General features: G+C 53.4%; 25 protein-coding genes. 10 read left to right on the top strand and 15 right to left on the bottom strand.

Annotated elements, in window-relative coordinates:
• Positions 1-16 precede the first annotated feature (16 nt).
• The 11 genes from IPM50_07835 to IPM50_07785 form a co-directional block, all read right to left on the bottom strand.
• The gene (locus tag IPM50_07835) at positions 17-379 is read right to left on the bottom strand and encodes a DUF1304 domain-containing protein (protein QQS31596.1); all 363 of its coding nucleotides are present in this window, start codon (positions 377-379) and stop codon (positions 17-19) included.
• Positions 380-496: 117 nt separating this feature from the next.
• Positions 497-1393 (bottom strand): pirin family protein, encoded by an 897-nt coding sequence (locus IPM50_07830; protein ID QQS31595.1) that lies wholly within the window; start codon positions 1391-1393, stop codon positions 497-499.
• A 167-nt stretch (positions 1394-1560) separates the two neighbouring features.
• The gene (locus IPM50_07825; GenBank protein ID QQS31594.1) at positions 1561-2034 is read right to left on the bottom strand and encodes a hypothetical protein; all 474 of its coding nucleotides are present in this window, start codon (positions 2032-2034) and stop codon (positions 1561-1563) included.
• A gap of 192 nt (positions 2035-2226) precedes the next feature.
• Positions 2227-2517, bottom strand: a complete 291-nt coding sequence (locus tag IPM50_07820; GenBank protein QQS31593.1) for a putative addiction module antidote protein — start codon at positions 2515-2517, stop codon at positions 2227-2229.
• A 9-nt stretch (positions 2518-2526) separates the two neighbouring features.
• Positions 2527-2820, bottom strand: coding sequence for a type II toxin-antitoxin system RelE/ParE family toxin (locus IPM50_07815; protein QQS31592.1), 294 nt, complete (start codon positions 2818-2820; stop codon positions 2527-2529).
• A gap of 90 nt (positions 2821-2910) precedes the next feature.
• On the bottom strand, positions 2911-3162 hold the full coding sequence (locus IPM50_07810; protein ID QQS31591.1) for a hypothetical protein: 252 nt from the start codon (positions 3160-3162) through the stop codon (positions 2911-2913).
• Positions 3155-3802 (bottom strand): class I SAM-dependent methyltransferase, encoded by a 648-nt coding sequence (locus IPM50_07805; protein QQS31590.1) that lies wholly within the window; start codon positions 3800-3802, stop codon positions 3155-3157. Before IPM50_07805 ends, IPM50_07810 begins: the two co-directional genes overlap by 8 nt.
• 19 nt (positions 3803-3821) lie before the next feature.
• A complete protein-coding gene (locus tag IPM50_07800) occupies positions 3822-4445 on the bottom strand; it encodes a response regulator transcription factor (protein ID QQS31589.1) in 624 nt (207 codons plus the stop codon).
• Between the two features lie 76 nt (positions 4446-4521).
• Complete coding sequence (locus IPM50_07795) at positions 4522-5352, bottom strand: hypothetical protein (GenBank protein QQS31588.1); 831 nt, start codon at positions 5350-5352, stop codon at positions 4522-4524.
• A gap of 188 nt (positions 5353-5540) precedes the next feature.
• On the bottom strand, positions 5541-6065 hold the full coding sequence (locus IPM50_07790; protein QQS31587.1) for a fasciclin domain-containing protein: 525 nt from the start codon (positions 6063-6065) through the stop codon (positions 5541-5543).
• A gap of 124 nt (positions 6066-6189) precedes the next feature.
• Entirely contained in the window at positions 6190-6735 is a 546-nt protein-coding gene (locus IPM50_07785; protein QQS31586.1) for a regulatory protein RecX, read from the bottom strand.
• A gap of 212 nt (positions 6736-6947) precedes the next feature.
• Between IPM50_07785 and truB the strand changes: the two genes are divergently transcribed.
• The 3 genes from truB to IPM50_07770 are packed head-to-tail and all read left to right on the top strand — an operon-like array spanning position 6948 to position 9616.
• On the top strand, positions 6948-7856 hold the full coding sequence (truB, locus tag IPM50_07780) for a tRNA pseudouridine(55) synthase TruB (protein ID QQS31585.1): 909 nt from the start codon (positions 6948-6950) through the stop codon (positions 7854-7856).
• 12 nt (positions 7857-7868) lie between these two features.
• Entirely contained in the window at positions 7869-8867 is a 999-nt protein-coding gene (locus IPM50_07775) for an alpha/beta hydrolase (protein ID QQS31584.1), read from the top strand.
• A complete protein-coding gene (locus IPM50_07770; GenBank protein QQS31583.1) occupies positions 8867-9616 on the top strand; it encodes an aminotransferase class IV in 750 nt (249 codons plus the stop codon). Before IPM50_07775 ends, IPM50_07770 begins: the two co-directional genes overlap by 1 nt.
• A 63-nt stretch (positions 9617-9679) precedes the next feature.
• Here IPM50_07770 and IPM50_07765 read toward each other — a convergent pair whose 3' ends face one another.
• Positions 9680-9862: a hypothetical protein gene (locus IPM50_07765; protein ID QQS31582.1), complete on the bottom strand. Its 183-nt coding sequence runs from the start codon at positions 9860-9862 to the stop codon at positions 9680-9682.
• 100 nt (positions 9863-9962) lie between these two features.
• On the bottom strand, positions 9963-11504 hold the full coding sequence (locus IPM50_07760; protein QQS31581.1) for a serine hydrolase: 1542 nt from the start codon (positions 11502-11504) through the stop codon (positions 9963-9965).
• 120 nt (positions 11505-11624) lie between these two features.
• Here IPM50_07760 and IPM50_07755 point away from each other — a divergent pair, with 120 nt between their 5' ends.
• A complete protein-coding gene (locus tag IPM50_07755; GenBank protein QQS31580.1) occupies positions 11625-13421 on the top strand; it encodes an SLC13 family permease in 1797 nt (598 codons plus the stop codon).
• On the opposite strand, the gene IPM50_07750 is transcribed toward IPM50_07755, so the two are convergent.
• Positions 13414-14469: a flippase-like domain-containing protein gene (locus IPM50_07750; protein QQS31579.1), complete on the bottom strand. Its 1056-nt coding sequence runs from the start codon at positions 14467-14469 to the stop codon at positions 13414-13416. The genes IPM50_07755 and IPM50_07750 overlap by 8 nt on opposite strands.
• Before the next feature lie 92 nt (positions 14470-14561).
• Between IPM50_07750 and IPM50_07745 the strand changes: the two genes are divergently transcribed.
• The 6 genes from IPM50_07745 (at position 14562) to IPM50_07720 (ending at position 18683) form a co-directional block, all read left to right on the top strand.
• On the top strand, positions 14562-15734 hold the full coding sequence (locus tag IPM50_07745) for an acyl-CoA dehydrogenase (GenBank protein QQS31578.1): 1173 nt from the start codon (positions 14562-14564) through the stop codon (positions 15732-15734).
• A gap of 24 nt (positions 15735-15758) precedes the next feature.
• Positions 15759-16262 carry a hypothetical protein gene (locus tag IPM50_07740; GenBank protein ID QQS31577.1) on the top strand — a complete coding sequence of 168 codons (504 nt, stop codon included), beginning with the start codon at positions 15759-15761 and terminating at the stop codon, positions 16260-16262.
• A gap of 26 nt (positions 16263-16288) precedes the next feature.
• A complete protein-coding gene (locus IPM50_07735; protein QQS31576.1) occupies positions 16289-16612 on the top strand; it encodes a hypothetical protein in 324 nt (107 codons plus the stop codon).
• Positions 16605-17177 carry a GNAT family N-acetyltransferase gene (locus tag IPM50_07730; GenBank protein ID QQS31575.1) on the top strand — a complete coding sequence of 191 codons (573 nt, stop codon included), beginning with the start codon at positions 16605-16607 and terminating at the stop codon, positions 17175-17177. Before IPM50_07735 ends, IPM50_07730 begins: the two co-directional genes overlap by 8 nt.
• A gap of 134 nt (positions 17178-17311) precedes the next feature.
• Complete coding sequence (locus IPM50_07725) at positions 17312-18340, top strand: radical SAM protein (protein ID QQS31574.1); 1029 nt, start codon at positions 17312-17314, stop codon at positions 18338-18340.
• A gap of 25 nt (positions 18341-18365) precedes the next feature.
• Positions 18366-18683: a tetratricopeptide repeat protein gene (locus IPM50_07720; protein QQS31573.1), complete on the top strand. Its 318-nt coding sequence runs from the start codon at positions 18366-18368 to the stop codon at positions 18681-18683.
• Positions 18684-18734: 51 nt separating this feature from the next.
• Here the strand turns inward: IPM50_07720 and IPM50_07715 are convergent, their stop codons facing one another.
• On the bottom strand, positions 18735-19253 hold the full coding sequence (locus IPM50_07715) for a peptidylprolyl isomerase (GenBank protein ID QQS34486.1): 519 nt from the start codon (positions 19251-19253) through the stop codon (positions 18735-18737).
• Positions 19254-19270: the final 17 nt, after the last annotated feature.

The raw sequence follows: 19270 nt of genomic DNA, 5'->3' as shown, positions 1-19270 counted from the left end.
GCCGCTTGAATATGGTTCATTCGACTTCGGGGGAAAACGTGACCACGAGGAACGCCAATACAGCCGGCAGTGCTTGTGTAAAAATGATCGACGTTTTTGCCGTTGCCCCGCCGAAGATGCCGGCGACGATCACGCAGCCGAGAAAGAAGAGTTTGATCTCACGCCGTCCGTTGATCAATCCCCAGAAAAGACCAGCTGCCAGAAATCCATTGTACAAACCTTGGTTGGCCGCGAGCGTAGCCGAAGCCGCAGATAATTCGGGCGTCATACCGAAGATCCGCTGACCGACCGGATGATCCCAAAAAAACATCTCAAGGATCATGATCCCGATATGCTCGATCGCGACGAACGCCGTGAGAATTTTTGCCAATAGCGACATCAGCGGAAATATACCACGTTGGAGACCTAATCTAGGACAAATAGTATGAAACCCACTCGTCAAGCTGAGCTGTGTATCAGCCTGATTCGAGTGGGCTTGTAGTTCCGATCAGATCGATCAGTCTGCCAATTCGCCGAATTTACCGGACTGAAAATCCTGGATCGCCTGTACGATCTCCTCACGCGTATTCATCAAAAACGGCCCGTACTGAGCGATCGGTTCATTCAGCGGTTCGCCCGCCAGGACTAGCAGGATCGCGTCTTCGTTCGCTCGCACAACGATCTCGGTACCCTCATTTGCAAAAACCGCCAGGTGATCGAGCGGCAGTTCTGTGTCGCCATTTATCGTCGCCGAACCCTCTATCGCCAAAATTGCGGTCGTGTAATGTTCCGGGAATGACAGCTTGAATTCAGATCCCGCGATCGGTTTTGCATTGTAAAGATGAACGGGAGAAAAGGTCGTCGCCGGCCCTTTGACGCCGTCAAATTCACCAGCTATGATCTCGACCTCGCCGCCGTTTGGCAAAGCGGCTCGTCCCATCTCGCCGTTCGTTATCGCCTGATACCGCGGCTCGGTCATTTTGTGAACTGCCGGCAAATTGACCCAAAGCTGGACCATCTGAAACTCGCCGCCGCGCATGCTGCGTTCCTTTTCGTGATATTCCTTGTGCAGCAACCCGCTGCCCGCGGTCATCCATTGAACGTCGCCTTCGCCGATGACGCCGCCATTGCCGCGACTGTCGTGATGAGCGACCTTGCCTTTGTAGGCGATGGTCACTGTCTCGAATCCGCGATGCGGGTGCGGCCCGACGCCATAAGGCGTTTTGCGTGGCGGGAAATCCATCTTTGCATTGTAATCGAGCAGAAAGAACGGACTCATTCGCTCAGCGTCCAGCGGCCCGTGCGGCAAAAATCCATGCACGTTAAATCCATCGCCGACCCAATGCCGCGGCGGCGGCGTAACGATCCTCTCAACCTTTTTCACTTGTCTGGCCTGTTTTGTCTCTGCAGTCATCTATGATCTCCTTATTCGCCGTCGCGGCCTTGCGCCTTTGCGGGAGGGAAATTTCCCGCAGAGTCGCGAAGCCGCAAAGCAACTAAAATAAGTTTATCGAGTAAGGATCGGAATGTAACCATCAATTGCGGTGAGCAGAAGCTAATACTTTTGGGTGAGACGGCCGATCACTTCTTCATCTCGACCCTTATGAGTTTGATGGCGATGGTCTTGCTGAGGTTCTCGACGGAATGCGGCGCTTCGGGTTCTTTATACATCGTGAGTGGAAATTTAAGCGGTTCAGGGAGCTTTCGTGTGTCAAAGATGACATTGCCTGAGCCATCGCGGTCTATAAAGTCCCCGGCTTGGGTTATATAAAGTACACTCGGCCATTGATGATGATGAACGGATTCTTTTTCACCGGGAAGCACAGTAACTTCCAGCACGCGCACTTCGTCGTTCTCAAGCAGTATCTTGTGATTCTTCTTAGCTGAAACCACCGCGTCCTGCTCTTTCGGCCAGTCGGCAGGGTTACCGGTCTTGTACAGCAAAGATTGAGGTTGTTTCGGTGCCGCAGTTTGACCCGATACCGAAAAAGTGAGGGAAAGCACGAAGGACAACAGAATGATCAGGTGTTTCATGCGGGAGAGTATATACCGCATAACCTTAAATACCGAACCCGGCGCGAGATGCGTGGCGATCCTGAAGCATTGCCTCAGTTCTTGCACATGATCATCAACCCGTCCCTCACCGGCAGCAGAATATTCGAAACGCGGTCTTACGCCGCCCATAAATACTGTAGGGTCGTAAATGTTGCTTAATGGACGAGTGGTGCATCAGCGAATCTGTCCCGACTACTTCACGGGAGAAGCATGTAGTTTTAGACCCAAAGCCTGAACCACTTTCAAGATCGTTGAAAATTCTGGATTTCCATTTGGCGACAGAGCTTTATAGAGACTCTCGCGACCAAGTCCGGTATCTCTCGCGAGTTGGGTCATCCCGCGGGAGCGTGCAATGTCGCCAAGTGCCGCGGCTACCAAAGATGGCTCGCCCTCCTCAAGCGCAGCCTCAAGATAGGCGGCCATTTCCTTTTCGGAATTTAAATGCTCCGCCGGATCCCACGGGGTCGTTTTGATCTTTCCCATACCGATCTCCTAATCGACATCTTTGGCGATCTGTTTCGCCTTTGCGATGTCTTTTTCTTGTGTGGACTTATCGCCACCTATCAAAAGCAGGATCAGTTCGCTGCCTTTCGTCAAAAAATACACCCGATAGCCGGGCCCGTAATCGATTCTCATTTCAGATACACCTTCGCCCACGGGTTTCACGTCGCCCGGATTCCCGAGTGAAAGACGCCGAATACGGACGTCGATTCGCGCTCTGGCAATGTGATCCTTAAGAGCCTTGAACCATTTGGCGTAGTGCTCGGTTTGGCGAATCTCGATCACGGTTAGAGTGTATCATATGGGATACACCCATTGCCAAATTATTATTTTGCGAACCATGAGCCATACGCATCAACGACCGCGGGGACGCGATTATGATCGATTTCTCAAGTACAGAAAAAGTATAGAGTTCAATACGGCGCCAACGACACACCCGATCATGATGATCTTGTCACCGTCAGTTGTCATATACAGGATCAGACCGCTAAGCATCATCAACGGAATGCTCCACGGAATGGCAAGCAAGCTAAGGCCGACAGCTGAATCGACAAAAACAAGAAGCGCGATGATTCCCAGATAGAACGCTACGATCACCAGGTCGACGGCTAATTGAGACTTACGCATAGCCGCCCTTCTTCCTCGCGACCATAAGCCCGTCTCTTATCGGGAGGAGGATGTTCTCGACGCGGCCGTCTGCCATCACCTTTTGGTTGTAATCGTGCAGTGCCTGAGTGTCCGCGTCCTTGTCGGCGTCGAGGACCTTGCCGCTCCAGAGGACGTTATCGGCGACGATGAAGCCGCCGGGGCGGACCTTGTCGAAAACGAGATTGTAGTAGTTTGAATAGTTGGGTTTATCGGCGTCTATGAAGACGATGTCAAATGTCTCGTCGAGTGTTGGTATGATCTCAAGTGCGTTCCCGAGGCGAAATTCTATGCTTGCCGCGTATTCTGTGCGTTCAACAAAGCTCTTGGCAACTCGGTTAGTGTCTTCCTGTATGTCCAATGTAATTACTTTTCCGCCGTCCGCTAGTCCTTCGGCCAGGCAGAGTGCCGAATAGCCCAGATAGGTGCCTATCTCGAGCACAACATTCGGGCGGATCATGTGCGAGAACATCGACAACACACGGCCCTGAAAGAAGCCCGAAAGCATGGAACGGTCTTCGTAATGAGCGTAGCAGTGTTCGCGCAGTTCGCGCAGGACATCGCTCTCGCCCGAGGTGAAAGCTTCCGCGTAATCGGTCAGTGCGTTCTTGATCTCGTTCATACCTTTTCGAACTAGTTCACTAAATATCAACCCTCACTAATCCGCGCTTTATCGCAGTTGTCGCTGCGGTCGTACGGTCCGAAACGCCCATTTTGTCAAAGATGTTACTAACGTGCGATTTGATCGTGTTCTCGGAAAGGTCAAGAGCGAACGCGATCTCCTTGTTCGACATACCGCCGACGATCATTCGGAGTACGTTCGATTCAGCGGGCGTCAGTTCTTCGCTGCCGAGGTTTTCACTCAACACACCCGCGACATTTGCGGGAATGAATTTGCCACCCGCGGCGACGCGGCGAATAGCCTCGATCAGTAGTTCGGGTTCGATATCTTTTGTAACGTAGCCGGTGGCACCTTGTTTCAGTGCACGGCTTATCTCGGCATCGCCGGGGCGTTCCGCCAGGATGATGATCTTTGCCTTCGCGTCTTCTTTGAAATAGCTCCCGAGGTCGTCGATAGCGCACGAATCCGGCATCCGCAGTGAAAGCAATACGACATCCGGCCGCCGCGTTGTAAAAAGCGTAAATCCTTCGCCTGCCGTTCCTGCCTCGCCAATTACCTCGATGTCCGATTCATTTGCGAGTATCGCCCCGATGCCGACTCGGACAAGCGGCTGGGATTCAATGATGAGGACCTGAGTAGGCATTACGCGATCTTAGTGGAAATCGGGCAGATGAATCGTATATCCGCGTTCAAAATGCTTGCCGCTCTTTGCCGGCCGCTTATGCAGGCGGTTCTGTCAGCGACGAGGCGTACTCGACCAGCGGCCGTATCAGATCGGTGTCGTAATTCGTCTTTACGTTCTGCATTACGGCAGTAATGCGTTCGAGGCCCATGCCGGTATCGACCGAAGGAGCTGGCAGCGGTGCCAGCGTGAACGAGCCGTCGTCATTTTGCGAACGGTTGTATTGCATAAAGACGAGGTTCCAGATCTCCATCGTCGTATCGCCGGGGCCGTTGACGAATTCGGCGCGATTCTTTTCGGGATCCGTCGGATCTTCACCCATGTAATAGTGGATCTCCGAACACGGCCCGCACGGGCCGGTGTCGCCCATCTGCCAGAAATTATCTTTTCGGCCAAAACCGAGAACGCGCTCAGGCGGAGCACCGGCCTTGATCCAAAGTTCGCGGGCCTCGTCGTCAGGGCCGACCTCTTCGTCGCCCTCGAAAACAGTGAACCACAGCCGTTCGGTGTCGAGCCCGAGTTCATCGACCAGAAACTCCCAAGCGTATTTGATGGCGTCCTCTTTGAAATAATCGCCAAACGAAAAATTGCCGAGCATTTCAAAGAAGGTATGGTGGCGGGCGGTCTTGCCGACCTCGTCAAGGTCGTTGTGTTTGCCGCCGGCCCGTATGCATTTTTGCGTGGTAACGGCTCGTGTGTATTCGCGTTTTTCGTTGCCGAGAAAAAGGTCCTTGAACTGATTCATCCCGGCGTTGGTGAAAAGCAGCGTCGGATCATTTGCCGGCAACAAAGGCGAAGAGGACACCACTTTGTGTCCGTTCTTTTCAAAGAAATCCAGGAATTTTTGTCTGATCTCGCTGCCTGTCATAAAGCAAGAATTCTAGCACAATGAAGTTGCATCGGGCATCATGCCTCTAAGCGCGAGTTCGCCCGGCGAACGAAGGGCTTTTTCCCTTTCCATCTCTCAGAGCACCCCTCCAGAAACTCTTTGATCAGGAAACCTTGAAACCGTGCCTTCGTCCGCCAGGCGAAGCCTAGGAGGAAAAGAGCTACTGACTACTTAGGCAGAACAACGGAGTCTATGACATGGATGACTCCGTTCGAACCCTTGAGGTCAACAGCCGTAACTTTTGCCTTGTTGCCTTTCTCGTCTTTCAGCCAAACACTGCCGTCTTTCATCATCGCCGTCAGCTTGCCGCCGGAAACGGTGGTGAGTTCAGCTTTGCCATTGCCCTTCTTGATCGCTTCAGCGACAGCCTTCGAATCGATGTTGCCGGCTACGACGTGATAGGTCAGAACCTTAGAAAGCATCGCCTTATTTTCAGGCATAAGCAGCATGTCAACAGTTCCTGCCGGCAGCTTTTCAAATGCCGAGTTTACCGGAGCGAAAACCGTGAACGGGCCTGCACCGTTGAGCGTCTCAACGAGGCCTGCTGCCTTAACGGCAGCAACGAGCGTCGAATGGTCCTTCGACGAAACTGCGATGTCAACGATGGTGTTCGTCTTTTCAGCCTGCGTCGGCAGAGCGAAAGAACCGAAGACCAGAGCGAATGCTACTACGAAAAATCCAAACAATTTCATGACTATTAATCTCCCCTTAAATTTATTGAACTAACAAAAATTAAAACCGAAGGCTTGATTGCCTTTTGGAGAGTTATTCGGGTTTGGAAAAAGTTTGGATTCAGAAAAAGCGCAAAATTTTGCGCTATTCGTTTTCGGCGGGCATATCTTCGGCGGCGGCAAGGTTCAGCTTTTCGCGGATAAGCGAATATGAAAACCCAAGCCGCATCAGGTGATCGTAGAATTTTTTCAGGTCATTGCGGTCTTTGGGATGCCCTTTCAGTCGAATGCGTTTTTCGATGGCATTTTCGAGCAGTGCTTCTTCCGGCAGCTGTTCGTAGGCTTCGGCAATTGCCGCCTCGACGTTTTCCGAAGAGAGCTTTTTGTCGCGCATCGAAAACTGCAGACGCCGGCGTCCTTGCGGCTGACGGCGAAGTTTTGATAGCGCGGTGTCGCGGGCGAACTGCTCGTCGTCGAGGTATTTGTACTCGCTGAGTTTTGCGATGACCGCGTCAACGATCTCGGCGTTCGTCCACGCTTTTTCCAGCAGACGCTGACGCAGCTCTTCGACCGAACGCGGCTTTGCGGCAAGCAGTTTGACGGCGCGGTTCATCGTCCGCTCACGCGCTTTTTCGACGTCCTTGATGACGCGTACATCGTCGCTGATCTGCCGCTTTTTCTTTTGCCACATTGGGGCGATTTTGCTGTATTGTGATGCAGGTTGGCAAGTACGAGAAATTCTTGTTGACCTTTGCGGCCTTCGCGCCATTGCGTGAAAAAGTTGGTTTTTTAACGCAGAGCCGCAAAGGCCGCAAAGTTTCGCAAACATGAATTCAAAATGGATCCAATCCATCCACTGACGCGCCACTGACGCGGTTGGATCGCATCTCGTAATATATAGACGTGGACGGCGTTCTGATCATCGACAAGCCTGAAGGTATGACATCGCACGATGTGGTCAACCGTGTTCGTCGCGTCATGGGCACGAAGAGGGTCGGCCATACCGGCACGCTTGATCCGTTTGCGACGGGCGTTCTGGTGATATTGGTCGGCAAAGCGACGCGGATGGCGCAGTTCATCGACAAGGACGAAAAGGAATACGCGGCGACGGTCGCGTTTGGCTACCGTACCAATACAGGCGACCGAACGGGAGAAAGACAAGGAGAAGAGGAGACAAGGAGACGGGGAGAGGTCTTGATCGAAGATATCATGCAGGCCTTACCTGGCTTCCGCGGTGAGATCGAGCAGGTTCCGCCTATGTATTCGGCCAAAAAGGTCGCGGGAAAAAAGCTCTACGAACTTGCACGACGAGGCGAAGAGATAGAGAGAAAAGCCATCCCGGTAAATATTTCGAAACTTGAAATAGACGGTGAACTCCACCGATCGGATTCGGACGCTGATGTTTCGCATCTGAACCTCATCGTCCGCTGTTCGGCCGGAACCTACATCCGCACGCTTGCTGAAGATATCGGAAAAGCCGTCGGCTCCGGGGCACATCTGAAAGAACTGCGGCGAACGCATGCCGGGCGCTTTGCTCTGGAGCAGGCGGTAACTTTGGAACAATTGGAACAAACTGACGATCCCGCGGCTTTGCTTTTGCCTATCGACACGGCTGTCGAGCACCTACCGGAATTTCGCCTCGACGAAAACCGGGTCGCCGCGACGCTGAATGGCATGTCAACGCGGGTGAACTCCGATGAATGGCAGGCAGGCGGCCTTGTACAAATGACCTCGCCGGGTGGCAAACTGATCGCTATCGGGATATTCGACGCGGAGGAAAACTCTGTTCGCCCAAAGGTCGTTTTGGGTTAAAATCATCTCGTAATGAAAAAGAGGAACATTGCAATTGCTATCGGCGGTGCGGCGGGTGCGGCGGTCGCCGTTAAGATGCTGACGCGTGCCCGAACGGTCGAGTGGGAAAGCGTCGCCGACAAGGTGATTCATTCGGACAGGTCGCGTTTTATTACGGTTGACGGCATACGGCTGCACTATCAGGAATTCGGCGAATCGAATGCACCTGTGATGCTGCTGATACACGGCTACACCGCGTCCGCCTATGTATGGAAAACGACTGCGCCTATGCTCGCCGATGCGGGCTATCGCGTAATTGCGATAGACCTTGTCGGTTTTGGTTATTCGGAAAAACCGCGTTGGTTTGACTACACCATACAGTCACAGTCTCACATCATCTCACGGTTCCTGAATCGCCTCGGGATCGGGCGGGCGATCGTGGTTGGCAGTTCTTACGGAGGTGCAGTTGCGTTGAACTTGACGCTGGACGATCCCGGGATCGTTGACAAGCTCGTCCTCGTCGATGCCGTGATAAACGACCGCCCGAAAAAGCATCCGCTGCTGCGGCTCGCGTCGCTGCCGGGCGTCGGCGAAGCGATGACGCCGTTCCTTATAGATTCAAAGGCTTTCCTGCGAATGCGTATGCATGGCACGCTCGCCAAGGCGAATCATCATCTGATAACCAAAGACCGCATCGAATCGATCCGCCGTCCGCTCCACGCGGCTGACGGGCATCATGCGGTGTTGGCGACATCGCGAAATTGGCACGCCGACCGCATCGAACGCGACCTCGAACTAATCGACCAGCCTACACTGATCATCTGGGGCGATCAGGATACGGTCATCCGGATCGGCAACGGCTACAAGCTGCACAAAGGCATACTTCAGTCGCGTTTCGTTATTTTCAAAGATTGCGGCCACGTCCCGCAGGAAGAAAAAAGCGATCTGTTCGCACAGCTTGTTACAGATTTCTGCAAGACGGCCAAAGGACGCATCACCGCTTCGTCTGATGATGCAAAACTGGTGGCGTGATGTTTCCGTCGCAAGCCCGTCTTTACGGCAAAGGCATTTTCACGACCATCGCTTTCCGCGATGGGAAGCTGCTGTTCTGGGAAAAACACTGGCGGCGAATTGTCCGCGATTCGGAAGCTGTCGGTATTGATCTCAGCGAACATTCGGAAACTGAAGTCCATTCTGAAGTCGCCGATGCCATAGCCGCAGGCGGGCTGACAGACGGCCGTGTCAGAATAACTTTTGCTGACGAGACCGCGGGGCCGCATTGGCCGACGGTAAATCCTTTGACAACAACGAGTCTGGACATTCTCGTCGGCGGAATGCGATCGGTCGCAGATGGATTGCGTTTGGGCGTTTCTCCCTATTTGTTCAATTCGACGTCGCCGCTTGCGGGTGTGAAATCCTGCAATTATCTCGAGAATGTTCTCGCCATTAAAGAGGCGAAAAGCCGCGGATTCAATGAGGCTGTCCGCGTGAACGAACGCGGCCATATTGCAGGCGGATGTATGTCGAATGTTTTCTGGCTGAAAGGCGAAAAACTTTTCACACCGTCGCTCTCGACGGGTTGTCTGCCCGGAACGACGCGGGAATTTGTGCTTGAGAATCTTGAGTGTGACGAGGTCGAGGCTGATTTGAAAGAATTGGAAAACGCTGATGCGGTCTATCTGACGTCCGCAGGTTTGGGCGTCGCCACAGTTGCGGAACTGGACGGCAGACAACCGGCAGGTCCGCCCAATCCGATCACGGAATTACTCGCCGAACTATAAACACACGAATGTTGGACGAACATACGTTCGCCGAACATTCGTGCGAGTTGAATTTCGCTGAATTTACGCCGCTGTTTCAAACAGGGCAAGTATCTGCTTGCCCTCGTTCGATCGCGGATCGATCGTGCGGATGTGTTTTTGGCCCTGCATCTCCCAGATCGCCGTTACCACGCCTTCTTTTTCGACGGCTTGGTAATGAACGTCCTCGGTCGGTGCCTCGGCCTGCTGAACTGCTTCTTCTGACATTTATCTAACGATATCTCCTGTTTCCCGATTCTAAGTTGGAACGGAAAAAGAATTCTTACATAACGGCGTCGAATTTGTCGAGCCGTCATGGACACAGGATCTAGTTCTTCCTTCGCAGATCCAGCTCGTAAAACCAGAAATCATTGTTTGGCTGTTCGACGATCAGGCGTTCGGTCTTGCCCGTTTTATCGAGTGTGAAAACGACGAAACCGCGGGGGAAATTGTACGCGACCGAAGGCCGCCATTTGATCTCGAACGTATCGTAATGCCAATGTTCGAGGTCGGCGACAAAATTTGGCGAAGGCCCGAACCGCAGCACAAGCCTACCGTTCTCCTCCGCGACGGAAACGTCTCCGTAGAGTTTATCGCCGTAAGTTCCAACATAGCCCGACATGGCCAGCGACGGCTTTGTGCCCTGAACGCGTGCGGCGTCTTCTTTCGCTCGTGCCTCGTCCGCAGCCTTTTTCGCAGTTGCGGTTCGCGTCTTGATCTCCTCGTTCCAGTCGCGTTTCGGAGCACCGGTCAGCACGTCCATGATCTTGTTCATCATTACGTTGTACGACGGCGACTCGTTGTTCGTTAAGATCACGAAGCCGGCATTTTCCTCTGGGATCAGCACCGTGTAGGACAACATTCCATCGAGCCCGCCGCTGTGATTGATGACCTTTTTGCCCTGATGATCGAAAACGAACCATCCCATACCGACGCCTGAGAACTTGCGGGTCGGATAATTACGCAAGGCCTGCGGGCTTACCTGCTGAGCCAGCCATGGTTGGTGCATTGCCCACGACTGCTGCTCGCTGAATATCTGTTTGTCGCCGAATTTGCCGCGGTTTAGCTGGGTTCGGACCCATTTTGACAGGTCAGCGACCGACGAATTCAGGGCCGCCGCCGCGTACGAGCCGTCGACGTTGCCGCGATGCAGCACGCGAAGCTTGCCGCCGGATTCATTGTGCGGCCACGCGGCGTTGTCGGGGAGGTTGTTGATGCTGCAGGTCGTGCGGTTCATCTCGAGCGGTCTCAGGATTCTTTCAGTGACAAAGCCGCACCACGTCATTCCCGATACTTTCTCGATCACCTTACCGGCGGCGATGAACATCAGGTTTTGATAGCCGAACCGCGAGCGAAAACTTGAAACCGGCTTTAGATAACGCACTCGTTTCAGGATCTCGTCCGGCGAATACGTAGTCTCGTACCACAGCAGGTCACCGCTGAAGGTATCAAGCCCTACGCGGTGCGTGACCAGATCGCGGACAGTCAATTCATTGGTGACCCAAGGATCGTACAGCTGAAAATCGGGCAAATATTTCGAAACCTTGTCGTCCCAATTCAGCTTCTTTTCATCGACGAGAATGGCCAGTGACGCCGTTGTAAATGCCTTTGAATTTGATGCGATGGCAAAAACGGTGTTCTCGTTCACGGCTGCCGGCTCGCCGAGTTTCAGGACGCCGTAGCCTTTCTGCATTACGACCTTGTCGTCCTTTACGACCGCGATGGCCATGCCGGGCCCTTTCCATGTTTCAATGACGGTCTTGGCGTAAGCGTCTATCTCGGCCAGCTTTTCATCAAGGCTTTGGCCCGGCAACGAACCCGCCAAAAATGTCAGTAAAAGCAGCAAAACAACAGGTTTTAGGACTCGCATAGTTTGAATTCTCCCGATCTGGAACATACCCGAAAAGGCCGGATTTGAGTCGATTGTAACACGGCTCTAGACGTAAAAACGCTTTGATATCAGCACGGTTTCGATTATCCTTGCCAAACGATGACCCCCGAGATCGCTGTCACGCTTTTCCTCATCACGCTCGCGATAATCCTATTCGCGACCGAAAAGCTGCCCGTCGACGTGATCTCGCTTTTGCTCGTAGTGGCATTGGTGATGTCGGGCGTTTTGAATATCAAGGACGCCGTCGCAGGCTTCGGAAACGAGATCATCATTACCATCGGAGGCCTTTTTGTTCTTGTTGGCGGTCTGATAAAGACCGGCTTGGTTGACCTGATAGGGCGGCGTATCAGCAAGATCGCCGGGACGAACGAGTTCTTCTTGACCGCACTGATAATGGGCGTCGCCGCATTGGCGAGCGCGTTCATCAACAATACGACGACGGCGGCTATGCTGTTGCCGGTCGTGATCGGGCTTGCGGCGAGGTCGAAACTGCCGCCCTCAAAACTCCTGATGCCGATGGCGTTCGGCACGATACTCGGCGGCTCGTGCACGCTTATCGGTACATCGACAAACCTCGCCGTCAGCGGTGCACTTCAGCGTTACGGGTACGAGCCGATCTCGATGTTCGAGTTGACGCCGGTCGGCCTGGTCATGGTCCTGGCCGGCATTCTTTACATGCTCGTCATTGGCCGAAAACTGCTTCCTGCCCATAAAGCTTCCGGAGATTCGCTGACCGACGACTACAGCATTCGCGACTACATCTCCGAGTTGATCGTTCTGCCGGATTCGCCGCTGGTCGGTGAAACGCTCGCGTCCGCGAACATCCGCGCCGAAATGGACCTCAACGTGTTGGGCATCATCCGCGGTGAAGATAAGATCGCGGCACCGTCCAATAACGAACGAATTCAGAGACGGGACATCTTGGTCGTCGAAGGCAAGATCGCCGACATTCTGCGGGTAAAGGACGAATCAGGACTCGAGATCAAAGCGGATTTTGAACTGAACGACGTCCTGCTTGAGAGCGACAACATAGAGCTTTTTGAGGTGCTGATCACCATCGATTCCACATTTGTCGGCCGTACGCTCAAGATGCTCGACTTTAGGGACCGCTACGGCCTGACGGTGCTTGCGATCAACCATCATTCAAAGACCATTGTCGAAAAGCTTAGCGGCGTCCATCTGCGTTTCGGCGACGTACTGCTCGTTCAAGGGCCCCGGAAAGCCGTGGAAAATCTGATAACCGACCGCGAGGTGATCCTTCTGGAGGACGTTTCAGACTCTACGGCCCGGACGGACAAACGCCGATGGGCGATCGCAGCATTCGCACTTTTTCTTGGGCTTTCATTTATGAAGGTCGCTACCGGATTTGAGGTCCCGGTAGCTGTATGTGTGCTGTCGGGCGTGTTCCTTATGCTCGCGACAAAGACCGTTCGTTATTCCGAGATCTACTCGTTCATAGATTTCAGGCTGCTTGTCCTGATCGCGGGAATGATGAGCTTCGGCGTCGCAATGGAAAATACAGGCACGGACCGTTATCTTGCGGGTATCATCGAGACGACATTTGGGAGTTTCGGTGTCACTGCGGTTTTGGGAGGGTTCTTTTTACTTACCGTTCTGTTGACGCAGCCGATGTCCAATCAGGCGGCGGCCCTTGTCGTGCTCCCGGTAGCCGTAAAAACCGCACTCGAATTCGGCGCCGACCCGCGGCCCTTTGCCATCATGGTCACGCTTGCGGCGTCGTTCTCGTTCATCACACCGCTGGAACCTGCGTGCGTTCTGGTCTATACAGCCGGACGTTACCGATTTATGGACTTCGTAAAGGTCGGCTTCATTTTGACGACGGTCGTTTTCGCTGCCGCCATGCTGCTGGTGCCGATATTTTGGCCGTTCAACTGACGTTCTGCCGCCTGAATTCGCGAATACTCAATCCGCGTTTGAGTATCAGCAGATATCCGACGGTCGCCCAAAACAAGATGCGTCCTTTTCTGATGATCGCCAGCGTCACGCCGACTCCCGCTCCGATCGCTAAAACCTCTGCGACGAACTGAGCACCGGCTTCATCAACACCGATCAGAAAAGGGACCAGTTTGAAAACCACTGTTATAAGTCTGCTGACAGATTCGAGCAGGAACGCCGACACGACCGGCGGCAGAGTGTCGCCGATACGTAACAAGATGAACCAGACTTCAAGAATGCCGAGCGAATGGAACGCCGCCTCCAGCAAAACGATCGGGATGAAGCGGTTCGGATGCCGCCTGTAAAAACCGTAGATGAGGTTCTCGAAAAGGCGTATGTCCATCCGAAGTTTTTCAAAAATACCTCGAGCAAAACCTTTTCGATAGAGCCATTCTGCGGTCTCGCTCGCCATGTGCCATTGCCGAATGACCATTATCACGCCGAGCGTCATCAGTATCAGGAGCGAACTGATGATGAACATCAGCACATACGCAGTATTGTCGTCCACCGCAAAACTGCCGAGCAGGAAAGCTGCTCCGAGCACCAGGAAAATGCCCGTGACAAGGCTGTAGAAAAGATTCTCCGTCGCCACAGAAGACAGGCCGGCGACCAGCGGTATACGTCGGCGGACGGCGATCGCCTTGGCAGTTCCGCTGACCAGAATTCCCAGCGGAAAGGTGCTGCTCATTGCCTCGCCGATGACGACGGCGGGCACCGTGTCACGCATTTTCAGCGCGTACGGCTCGTGAACGGAGAGTTTCCAGGCAAACGCCCTGATACAAATGCGAACGAAATACAGTGCCAAAATTACCGCGAAACCGACAAAACCGAACCTAGCGATGCCGTCAAGAATTTCGGTTATTCCAACCGAAAAGACCAGATACGAGAACAGCCCGATCCCCAGCAAGGTCAGCACAACGGCCGCCAGTTTAATGCGTGTCATTGTCGCTGCGGGGTCGGTCTGATGCGGTTGCGGCTGTTCGTTCACTTGATTGCTTTAGCCCGGCGGCAAGACTAAAATGTTATCTTAACGAATCTGTTAAATGCCCGCACGTGGTTGCGGATAGCACGGAGAACATTATGAGCACAGCAGCAGGAACCGCGTTGTCAGGCACCGGCCTGACCGTTTTGTCAGAGGAAGAGGAACTGTTTCGCGCATCGGTCCGCGAATTTGCCGAGGGCGAAGTTCGCCCGCGCGTCGAGCACATGGAAAAAGAGGCAAAGCTCGACGCCGACCTGATCAAACAGTGTTTCGAACTCGGACTGATGGCCATCGAATCGCCCGAAGAATACGGCGGTGCGGGCTCGACAATATTTAACGCGATCCTCGCGATCGAAGAGCTGGCGCGTGTTGACGCGAGCGTCTCGGTTTTCGTTGATGTACACAACACACTCGTCACGAATGCATTCATGCGTTGGGGCAGCGACGATCTCAAGAAGAAATATCTGACACAGATGGCGACAGGCCGCGTTGGTGCTTACGCTCTTAGCGAAGCGTCGTCGGGATCTGACGCTTTTGCACTAAAGACGAAAGCCGTGGATAAAGGCGACCATTGGGAACTCAACGGCCAAAAACTCTGGATCACAAACGGCAACGAGGCCGAGATATTCATCACCTTTGCCACGGTCGATCCGGATGCCGGTTACAAAGGCATCACGGCTTTCATCGTCGAAAAAGGCTTTGAAGGCTTTACGGTAGGCAAGAAAGAGGACAAGCTCGGAATTCGTGCGTCGTCAACAACAGAGCTTATTTACGAGAACTGTAAAGTGCCTAAAGACAACGTTTTAGGCGAGGTCGGCAAGGGCTATAAGGTCTCGATCGAGACGCTCAACGAAGGCCGTATCGGCATCGCCGCACAGATGCTCGGTATCGCTCAGGGTGCTTATGAGTGCGCTCTCGCCTACACCGCCGAACGCGAGCAGTTCGGCCAGTCGATCAATAATTTCCAGGCAGTTCAGTTCCAGCTAGCTGAAATGGCGGTCGAGATCGAGGCGGCAAGATTGCTGACGTATAACGCCGCTCGCCTGAAAGACGCAGGCAAGCCTTTTGTCAAAGAGGCCGCGATCGCAAAGCTCTACACTTCACGCGTCGCTGAAAAGGTCTCGTCGAAAGCCATCGAGCTCTACGGCGGCTACGGCTACGTCAAAGACTATCCGGTAGAAAAATTCTGGCGCGACTCCAAGATCGGAGCCATCTACGAAGGCACATCGAATATGCAGCTCCAGACCATTGCGAAGCTGATAATGAAGTAGCGTTTACCAGGTCCGCGGCAAGCTATGACCGCAGCAGAGATAAAACAATACCTGACCGAGCTGAATGATGAACTTGCTCTAAAGGACGTCAAGGGAGAGGTCGCACTTTTCGGCGGGGCGGTAATGGTGCTTGTGTTCAAAACCCGTATTGCAACGAAGGACGTGGACGCGATCTTCCATCCCTCGGCCGAGATTCGTGAAGCTGCGTCGCGTATTGCGAATAGGCACGGCATCGATGAAACATGGCTTAATGACGGTGTGAAAGGTTACGTCGTCCCGCATTCAAAGAACGTGCTCTTTCACATGCCGCACCTTACAGTTCTTCTGCCCGACGCTGACTACTTGCTCGCGATGAAGGCCCTGGCAGCCCGTTCAGATACTGAGGACGAGTCTGATCTGCGTTTTTTGATCGATCATATGGCGTTAAAGTCGGCAAATGAAGTGTTTTCGATCATCCAAAAGTACTACCCCAAGCAACAGATCCCGCCTCGGACGCAATATTTTGTCGAGGGCATTTTTGGCCAATGATAACCGCAGCCGAAACCAAATCAAGAATGCGCGAAGAACCTCGTTGGTGGAAGATCGCGTTGATGGATTTCGTCGATAGTTTCAGATTTCACCGCGATGTACGGGCCATCGCCGAGCCTTTTGATCTTGACGACGAGGAGAAAGATGCAGTGTTAGCCGGCACGATCGAAACACTTTGCGATGAATTGGGTGTTTCGATCCCTGTATGGCTTTCTGACGTGCCCGCGAGCCGCGAACCTGTTTTTCTGTCGGGCGTCGAGGCGATGAAAGCATTTAGCCTGGCGGAATCGCCTGCGCATTTTCGTGCTCGAAAGGTCTTTGTTTGCGAAAACTTTCTCCACCGTGTCTGAAAGAATATCGATCAGATCAGCTTTGGTCACCGACGCGGCAATGCTCGCTGAGCTCGCATACGTGACGTTTTGGGACGCGTTTCACGCTCATCCGGCGAATCGGCCCGAGGACATGGCGGCGTATATGGCGGCGGCGTTTTCTGAAGAGCAGATCGCACGCGAGCTTGGCGATGAACGAAATATGTTTCTTATCGCCGAGATCGACGGCGAGGCTGCCGGATATGCCAAGTTGGTAAATGGAGCCTCCGAAGATGGCATCACGGCATCGCGCCCGATCGAGCTTGCGAGGCTTTATTCACACCAGAGATTTTTGGGCACAGGCGTCGGTCAGATGTTGATGGATGCCTGTTTTTCTAAGGCACGCGAACTGGGCTGCGACGTGATGTGGCTCGGCGTTTGGGAACACAATCCGCGGGCTCAGCGTTTCTATGAGCGTAACGGCTTCAGCTTTTGCGGCACACACATATTCCAGCTCGGCTCTGACCCGCAGACCGACCTGCTGATGCGGAAGGACCTCTTCACCACAGAGCACACCGAGGGCACAGAGGAAATTCCGGGTCGATAGTTTTCAGCCTTCTGGAAAGGAACCAATGCTTCTTTCTATTGACTTCTGACTTCTTGCTACTTATTTCTCCGTGCTCTCTGTGTGCTCTGTGGCAAATATTGCCTTTTCTCTGCAGATGCGATAGTGTTGCATCTGTGCGACATGTTAAGAATCCTCCAAATCCATATAACCGCTATTCGGCGGAATACGTCGGTGAACCGCCGCCGACAAAGCTGGAGGTTTTTGAAGAAACCGCGACAAAAAAGGTAATCACAAAAGCTTTTGCGTCTGACTGGGAAGGCGGTTGGCGTTACACCGTGAACTGCTATCGCGGCTGCATTCACGGCTGCACGTATTGTTTTGCCCGCCAATATCACGAATATCTCGGCTACGGAGCCGGGACGGATTTTGAAACAAAGATCGTCGTCAAGCCGAACGCCCCTCAGCTTCTTCGCGAAGAGCTAAAGAAATGCCGCGACAAAATGCCGCACCTTGATTTTTCATTCGCGACCGATCCGTATTTGCCGCTCGAGGCGGAGTATAAATTGACTCGGCAGTGTCTCGAAGTATGCGTCGAATTTCGCGTGCCTGTCGCGATCGTAACGAAATCGCCGCTCGTCACACGCGATCTGGGCATCATAACGAAGCTTTCGGAAGTAACGGTCTTTTTCTCGCTGCCTTTCTTGACAAAAGAACGCTCGAATCCTTTTGAGCCGTACACGCCGGTCCCCGAAGCCCGTTTTCGTGCGATGAAAATGCTTTCTGACGCCGGCGTCAAGACCGGCATCGGCATCGCACCCGTGATCCCGGGCTACAACGAAGCCGACATTCCCGGTCTCCTCGAACGTGCAAAAGAAAGTGGCGCACAGCGAGCGTTCATGTCGATGCTCCATATCGATACCGATTCGATCGAGGAGTATTTTGTGCAAAAAATGAACGAGCGGCTTCCCGAAACCCGCGTCCGCAAGATCATCAATATGATGGGCCGCGAACGCGGCGGCGGTTTGCGCCATCGCAGCTACGCAGAGCGCATGACGGGCCGTACCGAGCAGTGGGAAGTAACGAAAAAGCTGTTCGATTTCCACGCCAAACGCCTTGGTTTCAAACAAAGCGAACGTGCCGTCGTAGATGGGGACGAGCCCAACATCCCGGCGGCCGAACCCGTTCAGCAGACTCTGTTTTGACGGCCTCGCTTGATAAACTCAAAGCATGCAGGATCGAATCGCAGTTTTCGAACAAATGCTCGCCGCCGATCCGTCGAATGCGATGGTTATGTTTGGCCTCGCAAAGGAATACGAAAAGGCAGGTGATCATCAAAAGGTGATCGCGTTGTTGGAAGCTTATCTCGAAAAGGCCGACGACGAAGGTAACGCGTACGGAACGCTTGCCCAAGCCTTTCTTGCGAACGGTGAGCGCGAAAAGGCGATCGAAACTTACCGCAAAGGTATCGAAGTTTCACTCGCCCACGGCCATCCATCAATGGCAAATGAATATCAAATGACGCTGGATATTGATCTGGCGGATTAGATCATTTTTTCAGTGATAAGTGATAAGTGGATCGTTACAACTTGTCACTTGTCACTTAACACTAACCACTGAATCTTGGTTGGTCCCGCAGTTTTTCACCGACGCCTTTCTGATCCTCACAGGTTTCTCCGGTTTTTCGTTCGTTACTTTGGCTTTGTTTATCTCGTCGGCGACGTCCATTCCTTTTGAGACGCGGCCGAACGCGGCGAATGTGCCGTCCAGGTGCGGTGAATCACTTACCAGAATAAAGAAATTCGTTGTAGCGGTGTTGGCTTCTTCACCGCGTGCCATCGAAACGACGCCGCGTTCGTGCAAAATGCGGTTCGGTTCGTCCTTTAGGCGGCGGCGGGCACGCGCTCCCATTTCGGTCGTAACACCGCCTTCGCGGGTCCAGACATTGCCGCCCTGCACGACGAAATCCGGCACGACGCGGCTGAATGTCGTCGTATCAAAAAAGCCCATCGCGACGAGGTTGAGAAAATTGCGGACGGTTTCAGGTGCGTTTTCGGGATAGAGCTCGATAACGATCAGCCCGGCTTCCGTATCGAGCTCGACACATTTCGATGCCATAGTTTTGATGTCGGCGT

The sequence above is a fragment of the Acidobacteriota bacterium genome (genome assembly GCA_016700075.1).
In the GTDB taxonomy this organism is placed as follows: Bacteria; Acidobacteriota; Blastocatellia; order Pyrinomonadales; family Pyrinomonadaceae; genus OLB17.
This window is presented reverse-complemented; position numbering and strand designations above follow the sequence as displayed.

Bases quoted from the DNA above. Each gene is read 5' to 3' on its own strand.
- IPM50_07825 (QQS31594.1), bottom strand. From the start codon at position 2,034: ATGCGGTATATACTCTCCCGCATGAAACACCTGATCATTCTGTTGTCC.
- IPM50_07755 (QQS31580.1), top strand. From the start codon at position 11,625: ATGACCCCCGAGATCGCTGTCACGCTTTTCCTCATCACGCTCGCGATA.
- IPM50_07765 (QQS31582.1), bottom strand. From the start codon at position 9,862: ATGTCAGAAGAAGCAGTTCAGCAGGCCGAGGCACCGACCGAGGACGTT.
- IPM50_07720 (QQS31573.1), top strand. From the start codon at position 18,366: ATGCAGGATCGAATCGCAGTTTTCGAACAAATGCTCGCCGCCGATCCG.
- IPM50_07770 (QQS31583.1), top strand. From the start codon at position 8,867: ATGTTTCCGTCGCAAGCCCGTCTTTACGGCAAAGGCATTTTCACGACC.
- IPM50_07810 (QQS31591.1), bottom strand. From the start codon at position 3,162: ATGCGTAAGTCTCAATTAGCCGTCGACCTGGTGATCGTAGCGTTCTAT.
- IPM50_07745 (QQS31578.1), top strand. From the start codon at position 14,562: ATGAGCACAGCAGCAGGAACCGCGTTGTCAGGCACCGGCCTGACCGTT.
- IPM50_07835 (QQS31596.1), bottom strand. From the start codon at position 379: ATGTCGCTATTGGCAAAAATTCTCACGGCGTTCGTCGCGATCGAGCAT.
- IPM50_07740 (QQS31577.1), top strand. From the start codon at position 15,759: ATGACCGCAGCAGAGATAAAACAATACCTGACCGAGCTGAATGATGAA.
- IPM50_07800 (QQS31589.1), bottom strand. From the start codon at position 4,445: ATGCCTACTCAGGTCCTCATCATTGAATCCCAGCCGCTTGTCCGAGTC.
- IPM50_07775 (QQS31584.1), top strand. From the start codon at position 7,869: ATGAAAAAGAGGAACATTGCAATTGCTATCGGCGGTGCGGCGGGTGCG.
- IPM50_07760 (QQS31581.1), bottom strand. From the start codon at position 11,504: ATGCGAGTCCTAAAACCTGTTGTTTTGCTGCTTTTACTGACATTTTTG.
- IPM50_07735 (QQS31576.1), top strand. From the start codon at position 16,289: ATGCGCGAAGAACCTCGTTGGTGGAAGATCGCGTTGATGGATTTCGTC.
- IPM50_07805 (QQS31590.1), bottom strand. From the start codon at position 3,802: ATGAACGAGATCAAGAACGCACTGACCGATTACGCGGAAGCTTTCACC.
- IPM50_07790 (QQS31587.1), bottom strand. From the start codon at position 6,065: ATGAAATTGTTTGGATTTTTCGTAGTAGCATTCGCTCTGGTCTTCGGT.
- IPM50_07830 (QQS31595.1), bottom strand. From the start codon at position 1,393: ATGACTGCAGAGACAAAACAGGCCAGACAAGTGAAAAAGGTTGAGAGG.
- IPM50_07820 (QQS31593.1), bottom strand. From the start codon at position 2,517: ATGGGAAAGATCAAAACGACCCCGTGGGATCCGGCGGAGCATTTAAAT.
- IPM50_07715 (QQS34486.1), bottom strand. From the start codon at position 19,253: ATGGCATCGAAATGTGTCGAGCTCGATACGGAAGCCGGGCTGATCGTT.
- IPM50_07785 (QQS31586.1), bottom strand. From the start codon at position 6,735: ATGTGGCAAAAGAAAAAGCGGCAGATCAGCGACGATGTACGCGTCATC.
- IPM50_07795 (QQS31588.1), bottom strand. From the start codon at position 5,352: ATGACAGGCAGCGAGATCAGACAAAAATTCCTGGATTTCTTTGAAAAG.